Source organism: Pseudomonas sp. P39-UII1 (assembly GCF_039672635.1).
GTDB lineage: Bacteria > Pseudomonadota > Gammaproteobacteria > Pseudomonadales > Pseudomonadaceae > Aquipseudomonas.
In genome coordinates this window covers 136413-152974 of the sequence record NZ_JBDFPP010000002.1, presented here as the reverse complement: position 1 = coordinate 152974, position 16562 = coordinate 136413, and the positions used below count along the sequence as shown (strand labels likewise).

19 protein-coding genes are annotated in these 16562 nt (G+C 62.0%); 3 read left to right on the top strand and 16 right to left on the bottom strand.

The features are described 5' to 3' along the window. Positions 1–98: 98 nt before the first annotated feature. From ABEH27_RS03370 to thrS, 8 genes are all read right to left on the bottom strand, one after another. On the bottom strand, positions 99–455 hold the full coding sequence (locus ABEH27_RS03370; RefSeq protein ID WP_008100384.1) for a MerR family transcriptional regulator: 357 nt from the start codon (positions 453–455) through the stop codon (positions 99–101). Next, positions 436–738, bottom strand: a complete 303-nt coding sequence (gene ihfA / locus ABEH27_RS03365) for an integration host factor subunit alpha (protein ID WP_003250679.1) — start codon at positions 736–738, stop codon at positions 436–438. The genes ABEH27_RS03370 and ihfA overlap by 20 nt, the downstream gene beginning before the upstream one ends. A 4-nt stretch (positions 739–742) precedes the next feature. Beyond that, entirely contained in the window at positions 743–3124 is a 2382-nt protein-coding gene (gene pheT, locus ABEH27_RS03360) for a phenylalanine--tRNA ligase subunit beta (RefSeq protein ID WP_346612199.1), read from the bottom strand. Positions 3125–3155: 31 nt separating this feature from the next. Then, positions 3156–4172, bottom strand: coding sequence for a phenylalanine--tRNA ligase subunit alpha (gene pheS, locus ABEH27_RS03355; protein ID WP_346612198.1), 1017 nt, complete (start codon positions 4170–4172; stop codon positions 3156–3158). A gap of 110 nt (positions 4173–4282) precedes the next feature. Then, positions 4283–4639, bottom strand: a complete 357-nt coding sequence (gene rplT, locus ABEH27_RS03350; protein ID WP_003250671.1) for a 50S ribosomal protein L20 — start codon at positions 4637–4639, stop codon at positions 4283–4285. Between the two features lie 28 nt (positions 4640–4667). Then, positions 4668–4862: a 50S ribosomal protein L35 gene (rpmI, locus tag ABEH27_RS03345; RefSeq protein ID WP_012313865.1), complete on the bottom strand. Its 195-nt coding sequence runs from the start codon at positions 4860–4862 to the stop codon at positions 4668–4670. A gap of 60 nt (positions 4863–4922) precedes the next feature. After that, positions 4923–5474, bottom strand: coding sequence for a translation initiation factor IF-3 (gene infC, locus ABEH27_RS03340; protein WP_012052879.1), 552 nt, complete (start codon positions 5472–5474; stop codon positions 4923–4925). Beyond that, complete coding sequence (gene thrS / locus ABEH27_RS03335; protein ID WP_346612197.1) at positions 5474–7396, bottom strand: threonine--tRNA ligase; 1923 nt, start codon at positions 7394–7396, stop codon at positions 5474–5476. Before thrS ends, infC begins: the two co-directional genes overlap by 1 nt. Before the next feature lie 336 nt (positions 7397–7732). Between thrS and ABEH27_RS03330 the strand changes: the two genes are divergently transcribed. Together ABEH27_RS03330 and ABEH27_RS03325 are read left to right on the top strand one after the other, a co-directional pair. Beyond that, complete coding sequence (locus ABEH27_RS03330; RefSeq protein ID WP_346612196.1) at positions 7733–8035, top strand: hypothetical protein; 303 nt, start codon at positions 7733–7735, stop codon at positions 8033–8035. A gap of 167 nt (positions 8036–8202) precedes the next feature. Beyond that, the gene (locus ABEH27_RS03325) at positions 8203–8415 is read left to right on the top strand and encodes a cold-shock protein (protein WP_016499013.1); all 213 of its coding nucleotides are present in this window, start codon (positions 8203–8205) and stop codon (positions 8413–8415) included. Between the two features lie 61 nt (positions 8416–8476). Here ABEH27_RS03325 and ABEH27_RS03320 read toward each other — a convergent pair whose 3' ends face one another. Next, on the bottom strand, positions 8477–8797 hold the full coding sequence (locus ABEH27_RS03320; RefSeq protein ID WP_346612195.1) for an I78 family peptidase inhibitor: 321 nt from the start codon (positions 8795–8797) through the stop codon (positions 8477–8479). A 295-nt stretch (positions 8798–9092) separates the two neighbouring features. Between ABEH27_RS03320 and ABEH27_RS03315 the strand changes: the two genes are divergently transcribed. Beyond that, entirely contained in the window at positions 9093–9302 is a 210-nt protein-coding gene (locus tag ABEH27_RS03315) for a hypothetical protein (protein WP_346612194.1), read from the top strand. Here ABEH27_RS03315 and ABEH27_RS03310 read toward each other — a convergent pair. The 7 genes from ABEH27_RS03310 to ABEH27_RS03280 all read right to left on the bottom strand — a co-directional run bounded on the left by ABEH27_RS03310 (position 9274) and on the right by ABEH27_RS03280 (position 16299). Continuing rightward, the gene (locus ABEH27_RS03310) at positions 9274–10281 is read right to left on the bottom strand and encodes a nucleoside hydrolase (protein ID WP_346612193.1); all 1008 of its coding nucleotides are present in this window, start codon (positions 10279–10281) and stop codon (positions 9274–9276) included. The genes ABEH27_RS03315 and ABEH27_RS03310 overlap by 29 nt on opposite strands. A 154-nt stretch (positions 10282–10435) precedes the next feature. After that, positions 10436–10834, bottom strand: a complete 399-nt coding sequence (gene rbsD, locus ABEH27_RS03305) for a D-ribose pyranase (RefSeq protein WP_346612192.1) — start codon at positions 10832–10834, stop codon at positions 10436–10438. Further along, positions 10831–11739, bottom strand: coding sequence for a ribokinase (gene rbsK, locus ABEH27_RS03300; protein WP_346612191.1), 909 nt, complete (start codon positions 11737–11739; stop codon positions 10831–10833). The genes rbsD and rbsK overlap by 4 nt, the downstream gene beginning before the upstream one ends. A gap of 9 nt (positions 11740–11748) precedes the next feature. Beyond that, on the bottom strand, positions 11749–12771 hold the full coding sequence (locus ABEH27_RS03295) for a LacI family DNA-binding transcriptional regulator (RefSeq protein ID WP_346612190.1): 1023 nt from the start codon (positions 12769–12771) through the stop codon (positions 11749–11751). A 7-nt stretch (positions 12772–12778) separates the two neighbouring features. After that, positions 12779–13774: an ABC transporter permease gene (locus ABEH27_RS03290; RefSeq protein WP_346612189.1), complete on the bottom strand. Its 996-nt coding sequence runs from the start codon at positions 13772–13774 to the stop codon at positions 12779–12781. Next, entirely contained in the window at positions 13771–15324 is a 1554-nt protein-coding gene (locus ABEH27_RS03285; protein ID WP_346612188.1) for a sugar ABC transporter ATP-binding protein, read from the bottom strand. The genes ABEH27_RS03290 and ABEH27_RS03285 overlap by 4 nt, the downstream gene beginning before the upstream one ends. 18 nt (positions 15325–15342) lie before the next feature. Then, positions 15343–16299 carry a sugar ABC transporter substrate-binding protein gene (locus tag ABEH27_RS03280; protein ID WP_346612187.1) on the bottom strand — a complete coding sequence of 319 codons (957 nt, stop codon included), beginning with the start codon at positions 16297–16299 and terminating at the stop codon, positions 15343–15345. Positions 16300–16562 lie beyond the last annotated feature (263 nt).

Genomic DNA, 16562 nt, shown 5'->3' with positions numbered 1-16562 from the left:
AGCATGTTCTCAATGTTGCCGAGAACGTTGAAGAATGTACCCTAACCTTTTGATAAATGGAACCTTTTTTTTCAAAAAATTCCACTCATCGGAAAAGCCTACTTCTTCAACACCACCAACACATCCTCCAACTCGACAATCATCTGCCGAATCAGCTGCTTGTACTGGCTTGACTCATCCTTCACCTCATCACTGGAGAGCCGCAACCGCGCCCCGCCAATGGTGAACCCCTGGTCATACAGTAGCGCGCGGATCTGGCGGATCATCAGCACGTCCTGGCGCTGGTAATACCGCCGATTGCCCCGCCGCTTCACAGGGTTCAACTGCGGGAACTCCTGCTCCCAGTACCGCAGCACGTGTGGCTTTACGGCACACAACTCGCTGACTTCACCAATGGTGAAGTAGCGTTTGCCCGGTATGGGGGGCAGTTCGTCGTTATGGCTTGGTTCCAGCATAGGCCTCAACCCGGGCCTTCAACTTCTGCCCTGGACGAAAGGTGACGACGCGGCGAGCGGTGATCGGGATCTCTTCCCCGGTTTTGGGGTTGCGGCCCGGCCGCTGGCGTTTGTCGCGAAGGTCGAAGTTGCCGAAACCGGACAACTTGACCTGCTCGTTCTCTTCAAGTGCGTGCCGAATTTCTTCAAAAAACAGCTCGACCAACTCCTTGGCCTCACGCTTGTTAAGCCCCAGCTCCTCGTACAGCCTTTCGGCCATCTCAGCTTTCGTCAGAGCACCCATGCCGTTATTTCCTTAACGTGGTGTTCAACCTTTGTTCGAGCGAGGTGAGGATGTTTTGCAGGGTAGTGTTCACCTCATCGTCGTTAAGAGTGCGCGATGGATGCTGCCAGGTCAAGCCGACGGCCAGGCTTTTTCTATCAGGATCAATACCTTTACCTTGGTAGACGTCAAACAGCCTGAGGTCTGTGAGCCATTCGCCTGCATTGTCACGAATTACTTCAAGCACCGCGTTAGAAGCGACATCACGTCCTGCGATCAACGCCAGGTCACGACGGGTTTCCGGGAACTTGGAGAGTTCGCTGAATTTCGGCAGGCGGCCTTCGACCACCTCAGCGAGCACCAGCTCGAAGACGAACACCGGGCGGTCCAGGTCCAGGGCCTTGGCGACCTCTGGGTGAAGGGCACCGAGGTAGCCGACATCCTTGCCGTCGCGCTGGATCACAGCGGTCTGGCCGGGGTGCAGGGCTGGGTGTTTGCCGGCGGTAAAGGTGAAGTCGCTCAGGGCGCCGGAGTAGCCCAGCAGGGCTTCCACGTCAGCTTTCACATCGAAGAAGTCGATGCTGTCGCGACCGTTCGCCCAGCCTTCTGGCAGGCGGCTGCCGGTGACGACACCGGCGATCATTGGCTGCTGCTTCAGGTCGCCGAGCTGGCCGACGAAGCGCAGGCCGCTTTCGAACAGGCGCACGCGGTCTTGCTGGCGGTTGAGGTTGTGCTGCATGGCTTTGACCAGGCCCGGCCACAGCGAGGCGCGCATGGCGGCCATGTCGCTGGAGATCGGGTTGGCCAGCAGCAGCGGCTCTACGCCTGGGCTGAACAGTTCGAACAGCTTCGGGTCGATGAAACTGTAGGTGATGGCTTCCTGGTAGCCGCGCGCGACCAGCAGGCGGCGCAGGTTGGGCAGCTCGCCGCGGGTTTCTGGCTTGGCGGTGGGGGCCAGGCGCGCCTGCGGGTAGCGGACCGGCAGGCTGTTGTAGCCGTACAGGCGGGCCAGCTCTTCGATCAGGTCGACTTCCAGGCTGATGTCGAAGCGGTGGCTTGGAACCTTGACGGTCCACTGCCCTGCCCCGTCTGCTGTGGTGGTCAGCTCCAGGGCATTGAGCATCTGCTCGACCTGGGCGGCGTCCAGTTCCATGCCGAGCATCTGGGTGATGCGTTCGGCGCGCAGGGTCACCGGGGCGACTTGCGGCAGGTGCTGCTGGCTGACGGCTTCGACGATGGGGCCGGCTTCGCCGCCGACGATCTCGAGGACCAGCGCGGTGGCGCGCTCCATGGCTTCGCGGGCCAGCTGCGAGTCGACGCCGCGCTCGTAGCGGTGCGAGGCATCGGTGTGCAGGCCGTAGGAGCGGGCCTTGCCGGCAACGGCGATCGGCTCGAAGAAGGCGCTTTCGAGGAACAGGTCGCGGGTTTTTTCGGTGTTGACGCCGCTGTGCTCGCCACCCATCACGCCAGCAATGGCCAGGGCGCGGGTGTGGTCGGCGATGACCAGGGTGTCGGCACGCAGGGCCACTTCCTGGCCGTCGAGCAGGACGAGTTTCTCGCCCTCTTCAGCCATGCGCACGCGGATGCCGCCGTTGATTTCGGCGAGGTCGAAGGCGTGCATCGGCTGGCCGAGTTCGAGCATCACGTAGTTGGTGATGTCGACGGCGGCGTCGATGCTGCGCACGTCGCTGCGGCGCAGGCGCTCGACCATCCACAGCGGGGTCGGCTTGCTGAGGTCGACGTTGCGGATGACCCGGCCCAGGTAACGTGGGCACACGGCCGGGGCAGAAACTTCGACCGGGCGCACTTCGTCATGGGCAGGCGCTACGGCCGGGACCACCGGGCGGGTGACCGGGACGTTGTACAGGGCGCTGACATCGCGGGCCAGGCCAGCCAGGGACAGGCAGTCACCGCGGTTCGGGGTCAGGCCGATCTCGATGCTGGCGTCGTCCAGGCTCAGGTACTTGCGAATGTCTTCGCCAACCGGGGCGTCGGCGGCCAGCTCCAGCAGGCCGTCGTTTTCTTCGCTGATCTGCAGCTCAGCCGCCGAGCACAGCATGCCGAAAGACTCGACGCCGCGCAGTTTGGCTTTCTTGATCTTGAAGTCGCCAGGCAGTTCGGCGCCGATCATGGCGAACGGGATTTTGATGCCCGGGCGCGCATTGGGGGCGCCGCACACCACCTGGAAGGTTTCCTGGCCGCTGCTCACCTGGCAGACGCGCAGCTTGTCGGCGTCCGGGTGTTGTTCGGTGGCGAGGATTTCGCCAACGACGATGCCGCTGAACTGGCCGGCAGCAGGGGTTACGCTGTCGACTTCGAGGCCGGCCATGGACAGGCGGGCAACCAGTTCGTCACGGGAGACTTGCGGGTTTACCCAACCGCGCAGCCACTGTTCACTGAATTTCATGCTGTTCTCCTAGAAGTTGCGTCGATTGGGCCTAGCGGAATTGGGCTAAGAACCGCAGGTCGTTGTCGAAGAACAGACGCAAATCGTTGACGCCATAGCGCAGCATGGCCAGGCGCTCGGCGCCCATGCCGAAGGCGAAGCCCTGGAACTCTTCCGGGTCGATGCCAGACATGCGCAGCACGTCCGGGTGCACCATGCCGCAGCCCAGCACTTCCAGCCAGCCGGTCTGCTTGCACACGCGGCAGCCTTTGCCGGAGCACATCACGCACTGGATATCGACTTCGGCGGACGGCTCGGTGAAGGGGAAGAACGATGGGCGGAAGCGCACTTCCAGTTCTTTTTCGAAGAACACGCGCAGGAATTCTTCGATGGTGCCCTTGAGGTCGGCAAAGTTGATATCACGGTCGATCAGCAGGCCTTCGACCTGGTGGAACATTGGCGAGTGGGTGATATCCGAGTCGCAGCGGTATACACGGCCTGGGCAGACAATGCGGATGGGCGGCTGGGTGGACTCCATGGTCCGCACCTGCACCGGCGAGGTGTGGGTGCGCAGCAGCATGTTGGCATTGAAGTAGAAGGTATCGTGCATCGCCCGGGCCGGGTGGTGGCCTGGGATGTTGAGCGCTTCGAAGTTGTGGTAGTCGTCTTCGACCTCTGGGCCTTCGGCAATGCCGTAGCCGATGTGGGTGAAGAACTGCTCGATGCGCTCGAGAGTACGGGTGATCGGGTGCAGGCCACCGGTGGTCTGGCCACGGCCTGGCAAGGTCACATCAATGCATTCGGCGGCCAGGCGAGCGCTGAGCTCGGCCTCTTCAAAGCCTGCCTTGCGTGCGTTGAGCACTTCGGTGACGCGCTCTTTGGCGTCGTTGATCAGCGCGCCGACTTTCGGCCGCTCTTCGGCTGGCAGGTTGCCCAGGGTCTTCATCACCTGGGTCAGTTCGCCTTTCTTGCCGAGATACTGAACCCGGATCTGTTCCAGGGCATTGATGTCTTCAGCGCGCTCCACTGCCTCAAGGGCTTGGGAGACCAGCGCGTCCAGGTTTTCCATGTACAGACTCCAGATACGAAAATAGGGGAAGAGCTTTGAAGGCTCTTCCCCTATCGATGACGTTTTACACCCGGCAGCACAACGCGCCGCCGGATGATTGTCGTGGGTACTTAAGCCAGAACGGCTTTAGCTTTCTCGACAATTGCAGCAAACGCCGCTTTTTCGTTCACTGCCAGGTCAGCCAGAACCTTACGGTCGATTTCGATCGACGCCTTTTTCAGGCCAGCAATCAGACGGCTGTAAGACAGACCGTTGGTGCGGGCACCGGCGTTGATACGAGCGATCCACAGTGCGCGGAACTGACGCTTCTTCTGGCGACGGTCGCGGTAGGCGTATTGGCCTGCCTTGATGACTGCCTGCTTGGCTACGCGGAATACGCGCGAGCGTGCACCGTAGTAACCTTTAGCCAGTTTCAGAATTTTTTTGTGACGCTTACGAGCGATAACGCCGCGCTTTACACGAGCCATGAGTAACTTCCTCTATCTTTGACCAGAATTAACGAACGCGCAGCATGCGCGCGACTTTTGCGACGTCGGACGGGTGCAGCAGGCTGCTACCACGCAGTTGACGCTTACGCTTGGTCGACATTTTGGTCAGGATGTGGCTCTTGAAAGCGTGCTTGTGCTTGAAGCCGGTTGCCGTTTTCAGGAAACGCTTCGCAGCACCGCTCTTGGTTTTCATTTTTGGCATGTTGGAACTCCGCATTCGATAAAATTACACATAATCATCAGGCCTGCCGTGCCCGGGAGATTACTTCTTTTTCTTGGGGGCGATGACCATCATAAGCTGGCGTCCTTCCATCTTAGGATGCTGCTCAACGGTGCCGTATTCGGCGAGGTCAGCTTCGACCCGCTTCAACAGCTCCATGCCCAGCTCCTGGTGGGCCATCTCACGACCACGGAATCTCAGAGAGATCTTGGCCTTGTCCCCATCGGTAAGGAAACGTACCAGGTTGCGTAGTTTTACCTGGTAATCCCCATCCTCCGTCCCTGGACGAAACTTGATTTCTTTGATCTGGATCTGCTTCTGGTTTTTCTTGGCTTCGTTAGCCTGCTTCTTCTTTTCGAAGAGGTGCTTGCCGTAGTCCATGACCTTGCAGACCGGTGGTACCGCGTCTGCAGAGATTTCTACCAGATCCAGCTTCGCTTCATCAGCGATACGCAGCGCTTCATCAATCGAGACGATGCCAACCTGCTCGCCGTCTGCGCCAATTAACCGAACCTCGCGGGCCGAGATATTCTCGTTGATCGGGGCCTTCGGTACAGCACGCTTATCGTTTCTCATTTCACGCTTAATAGTCATTACTCCGATTCTTGGCGACCACGCCGGGAAACCGCTTGTGTCAGAAGCTCAGCGAATTGGGCGACGGGCATGGAGCCCAGGTCTGCGCCTTCGCGAGTACGCACAGCGACGGTTTGCGTTTCGACTTCGCGGTCCCCTATAACCAAAAGATACGGGACCTTGAGCAAAGTATGCTCGCGGATTTTAAAGCCGATCTTCTCATTTCTCAAGTCCGACTTGGCACGGAAACCGCTACCGTTCAGAGATTTCTCAACCTCAAGGGCGAAATCGGCCTGTTTGTCGGTGATATTCATGATCACCGCCTGGGTCGGTGCCAGCCACGCCGGGAACACGCCCGCGTAGTGTTCGATGAGCATGCCGATGAAGCGTTCGAACGAGCCGAGGATGGCGCGGTGCAGCATTACCGGGCGCTTGCGCGCGTTGTCTTCGGCAATGTAGCTGGCGTCCAGGCGCTCTGGCAGGTTCGGGTCGTACTGCAGGGTACCGCACTGCCAGTTACGGCCGAGGCAGTCGCGCAGGGTGAACTCGATCTTCGGGCCGTAGAACGCGCCCTCGCCTGGCTGGTATTCCCACTCCAGGCCGGATTCGTTCAGGGCGTCGGCCAGTGCACCTTCGGCACGGTCCCACAGCTCTTCAGAGCCCACGCGCTTGGCCGGGCGGGTCGACAGCTTCATGGCGACGTCGGTGAAACCGAAGTCCTTGTACACGTCCAGGGTCAGCTTGATGAAGTCGGCGGCTTCTTTCTTCACCTGATCTTCGGTGCAGAAGATGTGCGCGTCGTCCTGCACGAAGCCACGTACACGCATGATGCCGTGCAGGGCGCCGGATGGCTCGTTACGGTGGCAGGCACCGAATTCGGCCAGGCGCAGCGGCAGGTCGCGGTACGACTTCAGGCCCTGGTTGAACACCTGCACGTGGCACGGGCAGTTCATCGGTTTTACCGCAAAATCGCGGCTTTCCGACGAGGTGGTGAACATGTTCTCGGCGTAGTTGGACCAGTGGCCGGAACGCTCCCAGAGGATACGGTCGACGACCTGCGGGGTCTTGATTTCCGAGTAGCCGTTTTCGCGCTGGACCTGACGCATGTACTGCTCGAGCACCTGGTACACGGTCCAGCCGTTGGCATGCCAGAACACCATGCCCGGGGCTTCTTCCTGCAGGTGGAACAGGTCGAGCTGCTTGCCGATCTTGCGGTGGTCGCGCTTTTCGGCTTCTTCGATGCGCTGGATGTAGGCGGCCAGCTGCTTCTTGTCAGCCCAGGCGGTGCCATACACACGCTGCAGCTGCTCGTTCTTGGCATCGCCGCGCCAGTAGGCGCCGGACAGCTTGGTCAGCTTGAATGCCTTCAGGAAACGCGTGTTCGGCACGTGCGGACCGCGGCACATGTCGACGTATTCTTCGTGGTAGTACAGGCCCATGGCCTGCTCGTCGGGCATGTCCTCGACCAGGCGCAGCTTGTAGTCTTCGCCACGGCTCTGGAACACATCGATGACTTCGGCGCGCGGGGTCATCTTCTTGACGACGTCGTAGTCCTTCTCGATCAGCTGCTGCATGCGCTTTTCGATGGCCGCCAGGTCGTCAGGCGTGAAAGGACGCTCGTAGGCGATGTCGTAATAGAAGCCTTCGTCGATCACCGGGCCGATCACCATCTTGGCGGTCGGGTACAGCTGCTTCACCGCATGGCCGATCAGGTGGGCGCACGAGTGACGGATGATCTCCAGTCCCTCTTCATCTTTAGGGGTGATGATCTGCAGCTTGGCGTCGTGGGTGATCAGGTCGCAGGCATCGACCAGTTTGCCATCGACCTTGCCGGCCAGGGTGGCCTTGGCCAGGCCGGCGCCGATCGAAGCGGCAACATCGGCTACGGATACCGCGTGATCAAACGCGCGTTGACTGCCATCGGGAAGAGTAATAATGGGCATGGCGCCTCCTCTCCTAGTGGTGACCCCTACCAAAGGTCACGTGGGTTGGGATGAGCCAGTACAAGATCCGACCTGCCTTCTTTATAGAGAAGCCTGCCTCACAGTGGCAGAAGCCTTTCGGCTTGCCAGGGGGACCTGAGTGACTGGAAAGTAAAAAGATAGCTGCACGCTGCAACAGTGCAGGTGCAAGCCGGGCATGCTAGCACGCGGGTTGCACCCGGGCGCAGAAATATTTGGAAATTACATGCTGGCGGTGAACTTACGCGGAAAAATTCCGATCAGACTTTGGGAAGCAACCTACTCTTGTTGAGACCTTGACCCAAGGAGTAACCGGTTATGCGAGTTCAGTCTCTTCTGGCCCTGGCGGCCGCTGGCGCCCTGCTGCTGCCTGTGGCTGCGACCGCTGGCAACTTCCCTGCCGGCAAGGAGGGTGCCTACATGGCTCAATGCCAGCAAGTGGCGGGCGCTCAAGGCGTCGACGCCGCGACCGCGCAAAAACACTGCAGCTGTGGCGCACAGGCCATCAAAAAGAATTTTACCGATAAGGAGATCGAAGACCTCGACAGCAAGGACGGCGTTGACGCCAAACTGATGCAAAAGGCCCAGACCGTGGTGCAGCAAAGCTGCAAACCAAAATAGCTGAGGCCCTGAAACCGGGGGTTGTGCGCCTTTATTTGCGCTAGATCATCATCTATCGAATGTAAAAGGCGCTAGATCCGCAGAATTAGACTATGATGTCACCTGTGCCAGGCAGCTCAGGCGTCTGTGGCACTTCGAAAAATATCAAGTTTCTGGAGATTCATCCCATGTCCAATCGCCAAACCGGCACCGTCAAATGGTTCAATGATGAGAAAGGCTTCGGCTTCATCACCCCACAAGGCGGCGGCGACGACCTGTTCGTTCACTTCAAGGCCATCGAATCTGACGGCTTCAAGAGCCTGAAAGAAGGTCAGCAAGTTTCCTTCGTCGCCGAGCGCGGCCAGAAGGGCATGCAGGCTGCACAGGTTCGTCCGGAGTAATTCGGAAGCTGTAAAAAAACCCGCCCTGGTGGCGGGTTTTTTTATGGGCGCAGATTAACGATCAACCGCAGTTGACGCGCGTCACTACACCCTGCTCATTCACGTTCAGGTTCAAGCGCTCCGAGCGGTATTCCAGGGTTACCACGTCGTGCGGCTTGAGGATACGCGCCATCTGCGAGCCACTGGCCTTGCGCGCCTGCTCGAGCAGGTCGGCACTGCCCTGCTTGCCGATGGCAAAATCGGCGCCACTGGCCTCGCAGCGGCCGTCATTGCCAGCGGGCGCCGCCGCGGCGCTGCCACCATCAGATTTGCCACCAGTGCTGCAACCAGCCAGCACAGCAGCGACCAGCAAGGTTGCCAGGGAAGCACGGGTACGGAACATGAATCCTCCTAAAATCGATCTGGGAACTGCCTTGATCGGACACTTCCCGCATGAATTCGTTGCAAAACCGCTCAAGTCTGCCTGAACTGGCCGGCACAGGCGCAAGCCAATCGTGACTGGATTTTGCGAGTAGGCCCTGATGCCTGGTTAGCTTCGCAGGTTTTTTTATGCTTAAGTCGCACACCCATTGACGCAAAGTCATGATTTACTTTAAGAAGTGAAGGCATAATGCCTGCTTCGAACACCAGGGTCAGGTGTTCGCCCCTCCGCCCCGGGCCGCACACGAGAGCCTTTCATGAACCACCACATCGACGCCGATATCAAGGTCAAATGGGACGAGGGCCAGAGCGCCTATAGCCCCAGCACGCCAGAAGAACTGCTTTTGATCGCCATGGACCTGCTGGTGCGCGACCGCGGCAGCGAGGCGGCGCGCAGTTTCATCGACCAGGTATTCGAGCGCTACGCGCCGCACCCCGCTATTGCAGTCGAGCCAGGCGCGCGCTGAGCAGGTCGAAAAAGCCCTGTGCGTCCCCCTCGCCTACCCACGTGACATTGGCCGGCTGCTTGAGCACGCCGTACCAGTCGGCGACGGTCTGCCCGAAGGTCGGGCCTTCGCGGCTGTCGACGCTCATGTGGATACGCTTGCCACTGAACAGCTCGGGCTTGAGCAGGTAAGCGATGACGCTGGCGTCATGCACCGGGCCACCGGGCAGGCCGTACAGCGCCATGTCGTGCTTGATGTACGCATTCAGGATATCCACCACCCGCTTGCTGGCCTGGTTGTTCACGGCTGCCAACTGCTTGAGGCGGGCGTCGCTGGTCAACAGCTTGTGGGTGACGTCCAGCGGCAGGTAGGTCAGCGGCACGCCGCTGGCCAGCACGACTTCGGCGGCATGCGGGTCGGCGTAGAGGTTGAACTCCGCTGCCGGGGTGATGTTGCCACCGTTGAAGTGCGCACCACCCATCACTACGACTTCCTTGATGCCTTTGGCGATTTCCGGGCGCTGGATGAGGGCCAGGGCCAGGTTGGTCTGTGGGCCGAGCATGGCGATGGTGACGCTGTTCGGTTTGGCGGCGCCCAGGGTGTCGACCAGGTATTGCACGGCGTTGCCTTGGGCCAGGGGCTGTTTCGGCTCATGCACGGGGACGCCGGTCAAGCCTTCCTCACCGTGTACTTCGGCTGCGTAGATGGGCGCGCGCACCAACGGGCGCCCTGCCCCGGCGTATACCGGGATGTCTTCGCGGCCGGCCCATTCGCGGGCCAGGCGGGCGTTGCGCGAGGTCTTGTCCAGGCGCACGTTGCCGGCGACGGTGGTGATGGCGCGTATGTTGAGTTCGTCCGGCGAGGCCATGGCCAGGAACAAGGCGACCACATCGTCGGCGCCAGGGTCGGTGTCGATGATCAGCTCACGCGGGGCGGCCTGGAGCGTGGTGGTGGCGGCTGCGGCCATGAGGGTGAGTCCTTGTAGCAGGGGTTTGAGCATGGGGCACTCCTGTTGCCTTGGTTGTGGATCCATTGGGGCCGCGTTGCGGCCCATCGCCGGCAAGCCGGCTCCTACAGGTGCGGTACAGGCCTGCCGGTAGCGGTGCACCTGTAGGAGCTGGCTTGCCGGCGATCGAGGGCGGCAGCCCTCGGCTCTAGAAAGTCACCCCGGAAATCAGGGCAATATTGCTGTAGGGCTGGCATTCGCCGGTACGCACCACGGCACGGGCGCTGCGTGACAGCTCTTTGAATGCCTCGTGGCTCAGCCATTCACGCTTGCCCAGCTTGCCGCGCAGCCGCTCGATCTCGACCAGCGCGGGCGGCACCACCTTTTGCATCTCTTCGGCCAGCACATGCCGCTCCACCTGCATTTCGCTGAGCACGGCGCGCAGCACGCTGGCGAAATCGGGGATGCCCGGGGTCAACGCAAGATCGATCATCTCCACACCTGGCGGCACCGGCAGCCCGGCATCGCCGATGACCAGAATGTCGCCATGGCCCAAACCGGCGATGGTCCGCGACAACGCGATATTCAACAGCGCGGTCTTTTTCATGGGGTCAGCTCCGCCAGGGTCGGGATCGATGGCTGGGCACCGGCGCGGGTCACGGACAGCGCGGCGGCGCGCTGGCCAAAGGTGATCGCTTCGCCCTCTTCCAAGCCCCGCACCAGCGCTGCCGCGAAGCCGCCGACGAAGGTGTCGCCCGCCGCTGTGGTGTCCAGCGCCTTTACCTGTGGCGCCGGGAAATGCCGGCTGCCATCGCGGCTGACGAACAGCGCGCCCTGGGCACCCAGCGTGACGATTACCTTGCCGGCACCCAGCTGCAGCAGGCGCTCAGCGGCACGGCCGGCGCTGGCCAGGTCGTTGACCGGATGGCCCGTCAGTGCTTCGGCTTCGCTCTCGTTGGGGATGAGGTAGTCGATGTGAGCGAACCATTGCGCCGGCAGCGGGCCGGTGGCCGGCGCTGGGTTGAGAATGACTGTCTTGCCCAGTTCACGCCCCCGGGCGAGGGCCCACGCCACTGTATCGGCTGGCACTTCCAACTGGCAGATAATCACCTCTGCCGCCTGCAGCAATGCATCGAAACGCTGCACGCAAGCCGGCGCGAGCTGGCCGTTTCCGCCCGGGATGATGACGATGCAGTTCTGGCTGGCGGCATCCACGGTAATCAGCGCCACGCCACTGGAAACACCTGCGCATACGCCCACCGCCTGGCAATCGATGCCTTCCACCTCCAAGGCCTTGCGCAGCTGCTCGCCGTAGGCGTCATCCCCCACGTTACCCACCATCGCCACATCAGCGCCCAAGCGCGCCACGGCCACGGCCTGGTTGGCGCCCTTGCCGCCGGGCACTGTGAAAAAGCTTTCGCCGGCCAGTGTTTCTCCCGCACGTGGCAGCCGCTCGGCGCGGGCCACCAGGTCCATGTTGAGGCTACCAACCACTACTACCTTGGCACTCATGAACATTCCTTAGCGGTAATCGTTGAACAGGTCCGGGCGTGGCCCGGTGGATTCGCGCAGCACGATGCGCGGGGCGACGATGCGCTGCTCGGCGGCATCACGCCGGGGCGTGCTGATGCGCGACAGCAGCAGCGCCGCAGCGCTTTCGCCAAGCTCACGGATCGACTGGCCCACGGTGGTCAGCGGCGGGTACACGTAGCGGCTCAGCTCGATATCGTCAAAACCGATCACCGACAGTTCGCCGGGCACGCTGATGTTGCGCTCGGCGGCGGCACGCAACACGCCGAAGCCAATCATGTCGTTACCGGCGAAGATCGCCGTGGGCCGCTTGCCGTCGAGCAGCTGCGCAGCCGCCCTATGGCCGCCAGGGCTGGTGAAGTCGCAGTGCAGAACGTGATCGCCCTCTACAGCCACCTGCGCTTCGGCCATGGCGCGGTGGAAGCCGGCCAGGCGCAGCTGGCTCACGCCGGTTTCGGCGGGGCCGCCGATATAGGCGATATCGCGGTGGCCAAGCTGCAGCAGGTGCTGGGTGGCCAGATACGCGCCGTGCTCGTGATCGATGCGCACCAGGTCGGCGTCGACGCCCTCCAGTTCGCGGTCGACGATGACCATCGGCGTACGCACCCCGGCCAGGCTTTGCAGCAGGTCGCTGTCCTCGCCCACCGAGGCAACCACCAGGCCGTCGATGCGCTTTTCCAGCAGCACGCGCAGGTAGCTGCGCTGCTTCTGCGGGTTGTCGTCGGAATTGCACAAGATCACGCAGTAGCCGTTGCGCTCACAGGCGTCCTCGATACCCCGCGCCAGCTCGGCGAAGTACGGGTTGACGCTGTTGGGCACCAGCAAGCCGATGGTGGCGGTGGTGCGCGCCTTGAGCGAGCGGGCCACGGCGCTGGGCACATAATCGAGCTCGACGATGGCCGCTTCGACTTTCAGCCGCACCTGTTCGCTGACCGGGCGGGTCTTGTTCAGTACATGGGACACCGTGGTGTAGGAAATACCCGCGAGTGCCGCGACGTCTTTGATGGTTGCCATGTTTTTATCAGTTCCGCCGGCCTGCACGCCGGCTACGGTAGGTGTCGAGCACCACGGCGATGACGATGACCGCCCCGGTGATAATGCGTTTTGTGGGTTCCGATGCGCCGATCTGCGCAAGGCCTGCGGCCAGCACCGAAATGATCAGCACGCCGAAGAAGGTGCTGATCACCGACCCGCGCCCGCCCATCAGGCTGGTGCCGCCGATGACCACGGCGGCGATCACCTGCAGCTCCATGCCGGAGCCTGCGTTGGGGTCAGCCGCTTCAAGGCGCGAGATCTGGAACAGCGCGGCCAGGCCTGCCAGCAGGCCCATCAGGGCGAACACCAGCACCTTGTAAGGGCGTGGGTCGATGCCGGCCAGGCGCACGGCTTCTTCGTTGGTGCCGATGCCGATCAGGTAGCGGCCGAACACGGTGCGGGTCAGCACCAGCTGGGCGAGGATGATCACCAGCAGGGCGATGATGAACGCCGGCGAAATGCCGAAGGCGATCGGGTTGGAGAACCAGGCGTAGGCATCACCGATGTAGGCAGTGCGCGAGTCGGTGAACTGGTAGGCCAGGCCGCGGGCCATCTCCAGCACACCGAGCGAAACGATGAACGACGGGATGCGCCAGGCCACGGTGACCGCGCCGGTGATGCTGCCAGCCAGTGCGGCGATGGCCATGCCAAGCAAGGCAGCGGGCAGCACGCCCCAGCCCCAGCCAAGGATCGCCACGCTGACCGTGGAGGCGGCCAGCGCCAGCACCGAGCCGACCGACAGGTCGATGCCGCCAATGATCAGCACGAAGGTCATGCCCACCGCCAGCACCATCAGGTCGGGGATCTGGTTGGCGATGGTGCTGAACGTCGCGTACGACCAGAAGTGGCTGCTGAGCAGCGAGAACAGCACGATCATGGCCAGCAAGGCGCCCGCCAGGCCCAGGTAGGTACCGATGCCGAAGTAGGTGCCGCTGCGGCGCGCAGGTGTGGCGGCCGGGGTGTCGAGAGGTGTGGTTTTCATGCATCCATCCTGGGGGCTGCGTCGTGCAGCAAGGCATCACGTTTCTGGTAGCCGGCGAACGCGGCGGCGAGGAGCTGGTCCTGGCTCCAGTGGTCACGCTCGAAGGTGTCGATCAGGCGGCCGGCGGACAGTACGGCAATGCGGTCGCAGATCAGCATCAGCTCGCGCAGGTCGCTGGACACCACCACCAGGGCCTTGCCCTGGCGCGCAAGTTCGGCCAGCAGGCCATAGATGTCGAACTTGGCGCCGACGTCGATGCCGCGGGTTGGCTCATCGAACAGCAGCACTTGGCAGTCGCGCTCCAGCCAGCGGCCGATCACCACCTTTTGCTGGTTGCCGCCGGACAGCTCGCCGACCGTTTGCGCGGCATTGGCGCTGCGGATACGCATGGCGTTGATCTGGCGTTCGGCCAAGGCCCTTTCCGCTTCGCCATCGACCACCCCGACGCGGGACAGCGCAGCGAGGTTGCCCAGGGCGATGTTGGCACTGATCGACTGCGACAGCAGCAAGCCTTCGCCCTTGCGGTCCTCGGTGATCAGGGCAATACCGGCCTTGACCGCTGCCTTGGGCGAATCGATGGCCACCTTTACCAGCGGCTGGCCGATTTCGATGCTGCCGCTGTCGGCGCGGTCCGCACCGAAAATCAGCCGCAGCAGCTCGGTGCGCCCGGCGCCGATCAACCCGGAGATGCCGAAGATCTCCCCTGCCCTGACCTGCAGCGACACGTCGCGCACTTTATCGCCGCGGCACAACCGGTCGACCTTGAGCAATGGCGCGCCAATCTGCCGGCGGCCCAGGTCGATGTGCTCGCCCAGTTCGCGGCCGACCATCAGGTTGACCAGCTCGTTGCTGCTGTAACGCTGTATCGGCTCGTCGCACACCAGCTTGCCGTCGCGCAGCACCACGATGCGCTGGGCCACGCGCTGGAGCTCTTCGAGGCGATGGGAAATGTAGACGATGGCCACGCCGCGCTGGCGCAGGCGTTCGATCTGGGTGAACAGCAGCTCCACCTCGCGGGCGGTGAGCATGGCCGTGGGTTCGTCGAAGATCAGTACATGGCAGTCGCCGATCAGGTTGCGGGCGATCTCGACCATCTGCTGGTGGCCAATGCCCAGCTCGCCAACCGGGGTGTCCGGGTCGATGGCATCGAGGCCAACCTGGGCCATGGCGGCCGTGGCCAGCTGGCGCAGGCGCTTCTGGTTGACCCAGCCAAAGCGGCTGGGCAGGTTATCGAGAAACAGGTTTTCGGCGACGGTCAGGGTCGGCAGCAGGTTGAGCTCCTGCATGACCATACGCACACCCAGGCGTTCGGCCTCGCTGCGGCTGCCAGGCGCGTAGGCTTGGCCGCGGAAGCTCATGTGCCCGGTGGTAGGCGTTTCCAGGCCGCTGATCAGCTTGGAAAGCGTGCTCTTGCCCGCGCCGTTCTCCCCGGTCAGGGCCAGTACTTCACCGGCGCGCAGGGCCAGGCTGACATCGCCCAGCACCGGTTGCGCGTAGCTTTTACCCAGGCCGTTGGCGGCGAGCAGTACTTCATTGGCCGTTACAGGCATGGCCATGTCTCCTGGCCGTCAAGGCTTGGTGATGAGTTCGACCGGGGTCTGGATGACGTTGTCGGCGTCCACGTCCGGCTTCTCGCCCTTGAGCATCTTCAGCGCCGCCTGGATGCCATACACCGCCTGCTGGCTGGCAGCCTGGTCGAGGGTGGCGAGCACGCGGCCATCCTTGAGCATCGGTTTGATGGCATTGATGTTGTCGTAGCCCACCACTTGCACCTGACCGGTCTTGCCAGCGGCGCGCACGGCCGACACAGCGCCCAGGGCCATGCTGTCGTTGCCGGCCAGCAGGGCCTTGAGGTCGGGGTATTCGTTGAGCATCGAGGCGGCGACGGCGTTGCCCTTGTCAATTTCCCAGTTGCCGGACTGCACCGAAACGATCTTCATCTGCGCCGCCTCCATGGCGTCCTTGAACCCTGCGGTACGCTGCTGGGCGTTGGTGGTGGTCGGCACACCTTCGATGATGCCGACCTGGTCACCGGCCTTGAGCTTCTGCTTGGCCAGGTAATCACCCACCAGGCGCGCGCCCTTGCGGTTGTCGGGGCCTACGAAGGGTACGCTGATGTTTTTGCTCTTGAGCACGTCGGGGTCAAGGCGGTTGTCGATGTTGACCACCGTGATACCAGCGTCCATGGCCTTCTTGATGACAGGCACCAGCGCTTTGGAATCGGCCGGCGCGATGATCAGGGCCTTGGCACCTGTGGCGATCATCTGTTCAACGATGCGGATCTGGTTGCCGGTGTCGGTCTCGTCCTTGATGCCATTGGCAACCAGGTCGAAATCGTTGGCGTGGTCTTTCTGGTAGGCCTTGGCGCCGTCTTCCATGGTGCGGAAAAATTCGTTGGCCAACGACTTCATGACCAGGGCGACCTTGGGTTTTTCTTCTGCATGGGCAGCAGACAAAGGCAGGGCGAGTGACAGCGACGAAATGACGGCGAGCGCCAGCAGACGACCGGGGAACGGCAGTTTCATGGGAGATGACTCCGAATCTTGTGGTTTTTATCGGATCGCAAACGTTTGCGTTGGCTAACTATGGAAACAGGACGTGCTTTTGTCAAATCCGTTTCGCTGCAGGGTGCTAGTCGCTCTTGGCGAAGATTATCCGAGATTTATCCGAAAAACCGAACGGTTTTTCCTATGCTTGTTCGGTGGAGCGAACGTATGGGGCCGCTATGCGGCCCAATCGCGGGCAAGCCCGCTCCTACAGGCATTGGTGTCGGCGCGCAATCAGGGGT

What these genes read in the sequence shown, in the direction of transcription:
- rbsK (WP_346612191.1), bottom strand. Translation starts at nt 11,739, where the DNA reads ATGAGTGCCAAGGTAGTAGTGGTTGGTAGCCTCAACATGGACCTGGTG.
- ABEH27_RS03290 (WP_346612189.1), bottom strand. Translation starts at nt 13,774, where the DNA reads ATGAAAACCACACCTCTCGACACCCCGGCCGCCACACCTGCGCGCCGC.
- ABEH27_RS03310 (WP_346612193.1), bottom strand. Translation starts at nt 10,281, where the DNA reads ATGCTCAAACCCCTGCTACAAGGACTCACCCTCATGGCCGCAGCCGCC.
- pheS (WP_346612198.1), bottom strand. Translation starts at nt 4,172, where the DNA reads ATGGAAAACCTGGACGCGCTGGTCTCCCAAGCCCTTGAGGCAGTGGAG.
- ABEH27_RS03315 (WP_346612194.1), top strand. Translation starts at nt 9,093, where the DNA reads ATGAACCACCACATCGACGCCGATATCAAGGTCAAATGGGACGAGGGC.
- ihfA (WP_003250679.1), bottom strand. Translation starts at nt 738, where the DNA reads ATGGGTGCTCTGACGAAAGCTGAGATGGCCGAAAGGCTGTACGAGGAG.
- rbsD (WP_346612192.1), bottom strand. Translation starts at nt 10,834, where the DNA reads ATGAAAAAGACCGCGCTGTTGAATATCGCGTTGTCGCGGACCATCGCC.
- ABEH27_RS03320 (WP_346612195.1), bottom strand. Translation starts at nt 8,797, where the DNA reads ATGTTCCGTACCCGTGCTTCCCTGGCAACCTTGCTGGTCGCTGCTGTG.
- ABEH27_RS03280 (WP_346612187.1), bottom strand. Translation starts at nt 16,299, where the DNA reads ATGAAACTGCCGTTCCCCGGTCGTCTGCTGGCGCTCGCCGTCATTTCG.
- ABEH27_RS03370 (WP_008100384.1), bottom strand. Translation starts at nt 455, where the DNA reads ATGCTGGAACCAAGCCATAACGACGAACTGCCCCCCATACCGGGCAAA.
- rpmI (WP_012313865.1), bottom strand. Translation starts at nt 4,862, where the DNA reads ATGCCAAAAATGAAAACCAAGAGCGGTGCTGCGAAGCGTTTCCTGAAA.
- ABEH27_RS03330 (WP_346612196.1), top strand. Translation starts at nt 7,733, where the DNA reads ATGCGAGTTCAGTCTCTTCTGGCCCTGGCGGCCGCTGGCGCCCTGCTG.
- infC (WP_012052879.1), bottom strand. Translation starts at nt 5,474, where the DNA reads ATGACTATTAAGCGTGAAATGAGAAACGATAAGCGTGCTGTACCGAAG.
- ABEH27_RS03295 (WP_346612190.1), bottom strand. Translation starts at nt 12,771, where the DNA reads ATGGCAACCATCAAAGACGTCGCGGCACTCGCGGGTATTTCCTACACC.
- rplT (WP_003250671.1), bottom strand. Translation starts at nt 4,639, where the DNA reads ATGGCTCGTGTAAAGCGCGGCGTTATCGCTCGTAAGCGTCACAAAAAA.
- thrS (WP_346612197.1), bottom strand. Translation starts at nt 7,396, where the DNA reads ATGCCCATTATTACTCTTCCCGATGGCAGTCAACGCGCGTTTGATCAC.
- ABEH27_RS03285 (WP_346612188.1), bottom strand. Translation starts at nt 15,324, where the DNA reads ATGCCTGTAACGGCCAATGAAGTACTGCTCGCCGCCAACGGCCTGGGT.
- ABEH27_RS03325 (WP_016499013.1), top strand. Translation starts at nt 8,203, where the DNA reads ATGTCCAATCGCCAAACCGGCACCGTCAAATGGTTCAATGATGAGAAA.
- pheT (WP_346612199.1), bottom strand. Translation starts at nt 3,124, where the DNA reads ATGAAATTCAGTGAACAGTGGCTGCGCGGTTGGGTAAACCCGCAAGTC.